Here is a 7,396-nt window from a genome sequence, read left to right as displayed (position 1 = left end):
GTGAAACGACTTTGCGCCGATGATAGTGCGGGTTCCCGTGTGAAAGTAGGTCATCGTCAGGCTCTTACAGCCCAAATCGCCCCGACATCCAACGATGTCGGGGCGATTTGCTTTGGAGAATGAAAATTTTGAATCAAGCAATACAGTTGTAGTCACATGCAATTACAAGATATTCTTTATTCCCAGGGTTTCGGAACACGAAGGGTATGTGCAGGGTTGATCCAACGAGGCTTAGTGTGCTTGTTTGACCCGAAAGCTGATGCATTCAGCATTTGCACGGATTCCTCTGTTGATGTAGCTCCGGATGGGTTGCGTTTTCAGGTTCAAGAGGAAACGTGGGTGTACCAAGCCAAAGCCTATGTGATGCTTCACAAGCCATCTGGGACCGAATGCTCTCAGAAGCCTTCCACTTATCCAAGTGTCTATACATTACTGCCTGTGCCGTTGCGACAACGACCTTGTAAAAGTGCAATACAAGGTGTGCAAGCGGTAGGGCGTTTGGATCAAGACACGACGGGATTGCTGTTACTCAGCGATGACGGGCAATTCATTCATCGCATGAGTTCTCCCAAAAAACATGTTCCCAAAGTGTACGAAGTGGCGACGAAACACCCTGTGAGCGCAGTTCAAATTTCCCGCTTGCTCGAAGGCGTCGTACTTGATGATGATCCTGTTGCGGTGAAAGCCGCTGCTTGTGTTCAGACATCCGATCACGGTGTAAGCCTCACTTTGACAGAGGGTAAGTACCATCAGGTCAAACGCATGCTTGCTGCAGTGGGGAACCGTGTGGAGACCCTGCACAGGTCGCGTATCGGCAATCTGGCATTGCCAACCGATCTGGCGCCAGGGCAGTGGAAATGGCTTGATGACAATGATCTTGCGGCCTTGACGAGCTAGCCTGCCGCTGACTATCAATTTTTGTCGTCTCTTGCGGTGGGCTGATAAGGTACTAGGTTGTTACCTGATGGGGCAGATGCGGTGCACTTGCACCGGCTACACTGCCGCGTGTTGAAAGTACATGCTGTGAAGTTTTCATTTAGCGGATGTTTCCGCGGTGCGTTGTTGGGGTGGGCTTTTTTTGCTGCGACCGTGATCAGTGCGGCCCCTTCGTCACCCCCTCCTGTGTTCGTGCTGAACTCGCTTGAAGCGGATATCAGCGTGATTGATCCGGCTACCTGGACGGAAACCTCGCGGATTCCCACGGGGAAAGAGCCGCACCACATGTACCTGACACCGGACGAGAAATCTCTCGTGGTAGCAAATGCGCTGGCAGATACGCTGACCTTCATTGATCCCAAGACCGCCCAGGTGCAACGTACGGTGCGAGGCATTGTTGATCCTTACCATTTGCGGTTCACTCCCGACATGAAATGGCTGATCACCGCGGCCAATCGCTTGAACCACGTGGACTTTTATCGTTGGGATGGCAAAGACCTGACTTTGGTACAAAGGGTGGCGACAGCCAAAACCCCGAGTCATCTGTGGGTGGATAGCCAGAGCCGAACGGTCTACTCCACGATGCAGGACAGTGATGAACTCGTTGCGATCGACATCGCAACCCAGAAGATCAAGTGGCGGATCAAGACGGGAGCCATGCCGGCCGACATCTATGGAAGCCCGGACGATAAGTTCCTGTTCATCGGTTTGACGGGCAGCGACAGTGTCGAGGTGTTCGACGTGTCTGAAAATACGCCTCGCAGCGTCCAAAGGATCAAGACCGGCAGCGGTGCCCATGCGTTCCGCGGTGCAGGTGACAAGCGCCATGTGTATGTCAGCAATCGGGTCGCCAATACGATCAGCAAGATCGACATGGTCAAACGGCAAGTCGTCGATACCTATCCTGCGCCCGGTGGGCCAGACTGCATGGACGTTTCTGCGGATGGCCGGTGGATTTATGTCAGTGCCCGATGGGCCCGCAAGATGTTGGTCATCGACACGGTAGAGCGTAAGGTCGTTCAAAAAATCAATGTGGGCAAATCGCCTCACGGCGTCTGGACTCTGCAGCACGCTCCCAGATAAAACTGGAAAAAAATGGCATTGCGCACTTCGACCTTCGTGGGTCTCTATGCTATTTTTTTAATAGCATCTGGGGCCGTAAGTACGGCGGAAGCGGCTGAAGCAGCCGATTGCCAAAAACCGCTGTACCTGACCTTCGATACGGGGCACATGGAAATTGCCCCCTTGGTTGCCGATGTGCTCAAGCGAAAAAAAGTCCTTGTGACTTTTTTTGCAGCCAATGAAAAAACAAAAACGGGCGATGGCAGTTTGGGAACGGCCTGGGCTCCGTGGTGGCATGCACGGGCGGCAGAAGGGCATGCGTTTGCCTCTCACACGATGGACCATACCTATTGGCGTGCCGATGCTGGCACGCCGACTGCGCCGCAATTCCATGTGCGTTCCTCTTCTGGCCCTCAGGCAGGCAAGGATTTGACCCTCAGCGCTGAGCAGTATTGCAGCGAGATACGAAGGGCTTCCGATCGCTTGCGCGAAGTGACGGGGACGGCGCCCCTTCCACTTTTCAGGGCGCCTGGCGGAAAGACATCGCCTCGCCTTCTGGCCGTTGCCAAAACCTGCGGCTATGCGCACGTGGGTTGGTCGCCAGCAGGCTTCCTGGGCGATGAACTGCCCAGTGAAAAATTCAGCAATGCAGCCTTGTTGAAGAAAGCACTGGACAATATTCGCAGCGGAGACATTCTGCTGGCCCATCTGGGCATCTGGTCGCGAAAGGACCCGTGGGCTCCAACGGTGTTGGAGCCTCTGATCGACGGGTTGAAGCAGCGCGGTTTCTGCTTCAGAACGCTGAATGACCATCCCGATTACCGCGACTGGCTGACGGGCAAGCGTTGAGTCCGATCAGTCGATGGACAGGACAGGAGTTGTGAGCGATGGATTGGTTGACTAACGGTTTTGATACCGCACAGCAATGTCTGTTCGAGTCGGTCATTCAGCCTGTGATGTTCGCGACGGGCATGGCGGGGCTGCTGGAGGATGGCTATGCCGCTACCGGGTGGCTGCTGGTCGGACTGCTGCAGCTGGTGGTGATGCTGGCAATCATTGCGCCGCTGCAGCGCTGGCGGCCCGTAGAGCCCCTGCTCGACCGTGCCGCGGTGCGGACGGACATTGTCTACACACTGATTCACCGCCTCGGCCTGTTTCGGTTGGCACTTTTCTTCAGTGTCGATCCGCTGTGGGACGCATTTTTCGGCGCGCTGCGCATGGACGGTATCAGCACGTTCCATCTGGATGCGCTATGGCCGGGCGTGACCGACCTGCCTTGGGTCAGCTTGCTGGTTTATCTGGCAGTGTTTGACTTCCTGGACTACTGGATTCACCGCGGGCAACACCACTTCGAATGGTGGTGGCGGCTGCACTCGCTGCACCACTCGCAGCGGCAGATGACCATGTGGAGCGACAACCGCAACCACCTTCTGGATGACCTGCTTCGGGATGCGATCGTGGTCACCGTGGCGCAACTGATCGGTGTGGCACCTGGCCAATTCGTGGCCATCGTGGCCTTGACTCAATTGAGCGAGAACTTCCATCACGCCAATTTGCGTGTGTGGTTCGGCCGCTGGGGGGAGCGTCTCTGGGTGAGTCCCCGGTTTCACCGCCTGCACCATGCGATCGGCATCGGGCACGAATCGGTGACGATGCGCCCGGTCCAGTCTCCATCGCAGGTCGTGGCGGAGCGCTATGTCCAAGCCGAGCCCATCCAGAAACCCGTCACGGTCTTGGGTGGCTGCAATTTCGGCGTGTTGCTGCCTTGGTGGGACATCCTCTTTCGGACTGCCAATTTCGAACTGCGATACGACCCGACCGGTGTCCGGGATCAGGTTCAGCCAGGGCCGGATGGCCGTGTTCGCAACTATGGGCGGGGGTTTTGGGCGCAGCAGTGGCGAGGTGTTTTGCGTCTCCTTGGCAAAGCCTAGCCAGCGGTCGGACTTCTGCCCACGCTATGCTCGCGCCATGGCATTGCTGATCGATTCCTTCTGGCGCGCTGCCGCCTATTGCCTGCACCCCCGCGTGATTGCGCTTTCCCTGCTGCCGTTGCTGCTCATGCTGCTGCTGGCCTGGGTGGCCAGTCATTTTTTCTGGGGCATTGCGGTGCAGGCGGTCCGCTCCGCACTGGAGTCATCGGACATTCTGGCGATGGTTTGGGGATGGTTTCAGGCCTGGGGCATCGAGCAGGCACCTGCCGCCATCGCTCCTTTGATCGTGGTGGTTCTCTCGACGCCGGTGATCATGATCTTCTCGGTGCTGGTGGTCGCAGTGATCATGACGCCTGCGCTCGTGACGGTCGTGGCCAAGCGCCGTTTCCCATTGCTGGAGCGCAAGCGCGGCGCGTCGATGGTGGCCAGCCTGGCATGGTCTCTCGGCGCGACGATGGCCGCCATGGCGGCGCTGGTGGTGTCCGTTCCGCTCTGGCTCATTCCACCGCTGGTGCTGGTGCTGCCACCGCTGATCTGGGGTTGGCTGACCTACCGCGTCATGGCGTTCGACGCGTTGGCCGAGCATGCGAGCCGACAGGAGCGCGAAGCCATTTTCAAACGCCACCGCATGCGCCTGCTGACCATCGGCATCTTGTGCGGCTACCTGGGGGCAGCGCCTGGAATCGTCTGGGCGTCCGGGGTGTTGTTCGCTGCGGCGTTTTTAGTCCTGATTCCGTTGGCCGTCTGGATCTATACCCTGGTGTTCGCCTTCTCTTCCCTGTGGTTCACTCACTACGCGCTGGACGCGCTCCAACAGTTGCGTGCCGAACAAACCGGCGGTAGTGCCGGCGGCGGTGCTGGCGCTGTACCCACTCCCATCCTTACCCCCATTGCACCCGCAAACCCCGCACCATGACGCCTTCCTTCGGACTCATCATCATTGGCGACGAAATCCTGTCCGGCAAGCGCGCCGACAAGCACCTGCCAAAGGTGATCGAGCTGCTGGGAGCGCGCGGTTTGCAGCTGGCCTATGCCGACTATGTGGGTGACGACTCAGGTCGCATTACCGCGACCCTGCAGCGTGCCTTCGCTTCCGGGGATGTGGTGTTTTCCTGCGGCGGTATCGGTGCCACGCCCGACGATCACACCCGCCAATGCGCTGCGCGCGCGCTGAACGTGCCGCTCCGGTTGCATCCGGAGGCAGAGTTGTTGATTCGGGAGCGCATGCAAGACGTCGCGACGGAGCAGGGCGTGCCTTATGAGCCCGACCGTGCGGACAATGTGCACCGACTGAACATGGGGGTGTTTCCCGAGGGGGCTCGCATCATTCCGAACCCGTACAACAAGATTCCTGGTTTTTCATGCGACGGCGGTGCCGGCGGTGCCGTGCATTTCGTGCCGGGCTTTCCCGTGATGGCTTGGCCGATGGTGGAATGGGTGCTGGACCGCCACTGTGCGCAGTGGTTCAATCGCGCCCCCCAAACCGAGCATTCCGTCGTGGTCTACGGCGCGATGGAGGCGGCTCTGACGCCGTTAATGGAGCGGATTGAAAGCCAGCACGCGTCGGTACGTGTTTTCAGCCTGCCGAGCGTGGACCATCCCGTGCATGGGCGCCACATCGAGCTTGGCGTCAAAGGCCCCGCAGAGTTGGTGCCCGCCGCCTGGACCGCGTTACAGGCAGCGTTGCATGAATTTGGTGCAAACTGCGGCCCTGAAATGGTGCGAAATCTCTAGAGCCCTGTTTCACGCCATGAATTGCACTTTAATGGTGCAAATTCAGTGGGGCGGCAGATCTGGAAGCGGTCGTGCTCCGCCTTAGTGCATTGCAGCACCTGGCTGGCACGCAACCTGCTTTTCTTTCGTGGTGTTTTTTTCAACAAGCGCTTAAATCCTGGAGAACCTGATGGCAAAGACCGTTGCAGACGTGATGAAGATGGTGAAGGAGAACGAGGTCAAGTTTGTTGACTTTCGCTTCACCGATACCCGCGGCAAGGAACAGCACGTGACTGTGCCCGTGTCCCATTTCGATGAGGACAAGTTCTCTTCGGGTCACGCATTCGACGGCTCTTCGGTGGCGGGCTGGAAGGGCATTGAAGCTTCGGACATGCAACTCATGCCCGACCCCAACACCGCCAACATCGACCCGTTCTTTGAGGAAACCACGCTGTTCCTGCAATGCGACGTGATCGAGCCGGGCGATGGCAAGGCCTACGACCGTGACCCTCGCTCCATCGCCAAGCGCGCTGAGGCCTACCTGAAGGCTTCCGGCCTGGGCGACACGGCCTTCTTCGGCCCCGAGCCTGAATTCTTCATCTTCGACGGCGTGCGCTGGTCCAATGAGCCCGGCAAGGTCATGTTCGAGATCGAAGAATACGAAGCGCCATGGAACTCCGGCGCCAAGCTCGAAGGCGGCAACCGCGGCCACCGTCCCACGGTCAAGGGCGGCTACTTCCCCGTGCCCCCCGTCGACAGCACGCAGGACATGCGCGCTGAAATGTCCCTGATCCTCGAATCCCTGGGCATTCCGGTCGAAGTGTTCCACCACGAAGTGGCGGGCGCAGGCCAGAACGAGATCGGCACCAAGTTCAGCACGCTGGTCGAGCGCGCCGACTGGACCCAGGTCCTGAAGTACGTGGTCTGGAACGTGGCCAATGCCTACGGCAAGACCGCGACCTTCATGCCCAAGCCCTACGCGGGCGACAACGGCTCCGGCATGCACGTGCACCAGTCCATCTGGAAGGACGGCAAGAACCTGTTCGCCGGCGACGGCTATGCCGGCCTGTCGGACTTCGCCCTGTACTACATCGGCGGCATCATCAAGCATGCACGTGCCCTGAACGCCATCACCAACCCTGGCACCAACAGCTACAAGCGCCTGGTGCCCGGCTTCGAAGCCCCGGTGAAGCTGGCCTACTCGGCTCGCAACCGCTCGGCATCGATCCGCATTCCTTACGTGGCGAACCCCAAGGGCCGCCGCATCGAGGCACGCTTCCCCGATCCATCGGCCAACCCGTACCTGTGCTTCTCGGCCCTCATGATGGCCGGCCTGGACGGCGTGGAAAACAAGATTCATCCCGGCGAAGCCGCCACGAAGGATCTGTACCATCTGCCGCCCGAGGAAGACAAGCTGGTGCCGACCGTGTGCCACAGCCTCGATCAGGCGCTGGAGTATCTGGACAAGGACCGCGGCTTCCTGACCAAGGGCGGCGTGTTCTCCGATTCCATGCTCGACGCCTACATCGACCTGAAGATGGGCGAGGTCACGCGTTTCCGCATGGCGCCCCACCCCGTGGAATACGATATGTACTACTCGCTGTGATCCCTGGGCTGCGGCCACGGGACACACCACCAAAAGGCGGCTTCGGCCGCCTTTTTTCATGGCGTTGCCAGCGCCGTGACCCATGGATGAATAACCGCCCCGGACCGGGGGCGCCGATTGGCGAGGCCCAGCGATTGGGAGATACTCC

Annotated in this window: 7 protein-coding genes; all 7 read left to right on the top strand. The window is 59.0% G+C overall.

All coding sequences use genetic code 11. The features are described from left to right. The first annotated feature begins 156 nt into the window (after nucleotides 1–156). The 7 genes from AVKW3434_RS20550 to glnA all read left to right on the top strand — a co-directional run bounded on the left by AVKW3434_RS20550 (nucleotide 157) and on the right by glnA (nucleotide 7,248). Entirely contained in the window at nucleotides 157–897 is a 741-nt protein-coding gene (locus AVKW3434_RS20550) for a 16S rRNA pseudouridine(516) synthase (protein WP_284407300.1), read from the top strand. A 162-nt stretch (nucleotides 898–1,059) separates the two neighbouring features. Next, nucleotides 1,060–2,019 carry a YncE family protein gene (locus AVKW3434_RS20545; protein ID WP_284407305.1) on the top strand — a complete coding sequence of 320 codons (960 nt, stop codon included), beginning with the start codon at nucleotides 1,060–1,062 and terminating at the stop codon, nucleotides 2,017–2,019. Nucleotides 2,020–2,031: 12 nt separating this feature from the next. Then, nucleotides 2,032–2,847 carry a polysaccharide deacetylase family protein gene (locus AVKW3434_RS20540; protein ID WP_284407299.1) on the top strand — a complete coding sequence of 272 codons (816 nt, stop codon included), beginning with the start codon at nucleotides 2,032–2,034 and terminating at the stop codon, nucleotides 2,845–2,847. Nucleotides 2,848–2,885: 38 nt separating this feature from the next. Then, complete coding sequence (locus tag AVKW3434_RS20535; RefSeq protein WP_284407298.1) at nucleotides 2,886–3,929, top strand: sterol desaturase family protein; 1,044 nt, start codon at nucleotides 2,886–2,888, stop codon at nucleotides 3,927–3,929. A gap of 37 nt (nucleotides 3,930–3,966) precedes the next feature. Beyond that, nucleotides 3,967–4,845 carry an EI24 domain-containing protein gene (locus AVKW3434_RS20530; protein ID WP_284407297.1) on the top strand — a complete coding sequence of 293 codons (879 nt, stop codon included), beginning with the start codon at nucleotides 3,967–3,969 and terminating at the stop codon, nucleotides 4,843–4,845. Then, a complete protein-coding gene (locus tag AVKW3434_RS20525; RefSeq protein ID WP_284407296.1) occupies nucleotides 4,842–5,663 on the top strand; it encodes a competence/damage-inducible protein A in 822 nt (273 codons plus the stop codon). Before AVKW3434_RS20530 ends, AVKW3434_RS20525 begins: the two co-directional genes overlap by 4 nt. Before the next feature lie 169 nt (nucleotides 5,664–5,832). Further along, nucleotides 5,833–7,248 (top strand): type I glutamate--ammonia ligase, encoded by a 1,416-nt coding sequence (glnA, locus tag AVKW3434_RS20520; RefSeq protein WP_272551879.1) that lies wholly within the window; start codon nucleotides 5,833–5,835, stop codon nucleotides 7,246–7,248. The last annotated feature ends 148 nt before the right edge of the window (nucleotides 7,249–7,396 follow it).

This window comes from Acidovorax sp. SUPP3434, assembly GCF_030159015.1.
Taxonomy (GTDB): domain Bacteria; phylum Pseudomonadota; class Gammaproteobacteria; order Burkholderiales; family Burkholderiaceae_C; genus Paracidovorax.
The sequence above is the reverse complement of the archived record's forward strand: the minus strand, read 5'-3'. Positions and strand labels throughout refer to the sequence as shown.

What these genes read in the sequence shown, in the direction of transcription:
- AVKW3434_RS20550 (WP_284407300.1), top strand. Translation starts at nt 157, where the DNA reads ATGCAATTACAAGATATTCTTTATTCCCAGGGTTTCGGAACACGAAGG.
- AVKW3434_RS20540 (WP_284407299.1), top strand. Translation starts at nt 2,032, where the DNA reads ATGGCATTGCGCACTTCGACCTTCGTGGGTCTCTATGCTATTTTTTTA.
- AVKW3434_RS20535 (WP_284407298.1), top strand. Translation starts at nt 2,886, where the DNA reads ATGGATTGGTTGACTAACGGTTTTGATACCGCACAGCAATGTCTGTTC.
- AVKW3434_RS20530 (WP_284407297.1), top strand. Translation starts at nt 3,967, where the DNA reads ATGGCATTGCTGATCGATTCCTTCTGGCGCGCTGCCGCCTATTGCCTG.
- AVKW3434_RS20525 (WP_284407296.1), top strand. Translation starts at nt 4,842, where the DNA reads ATGACGCCTTCCTTCGGACTCATCATCATTGGCGACGAAATCCTGTCC.
- glnA (WP_272551879.1), top strand. Translation starts at nt 5,833, where the DNA reads ATGGCAAAGACCGTTGCAGACGTGATGAAGATGGTGAAGGAGAACGAG.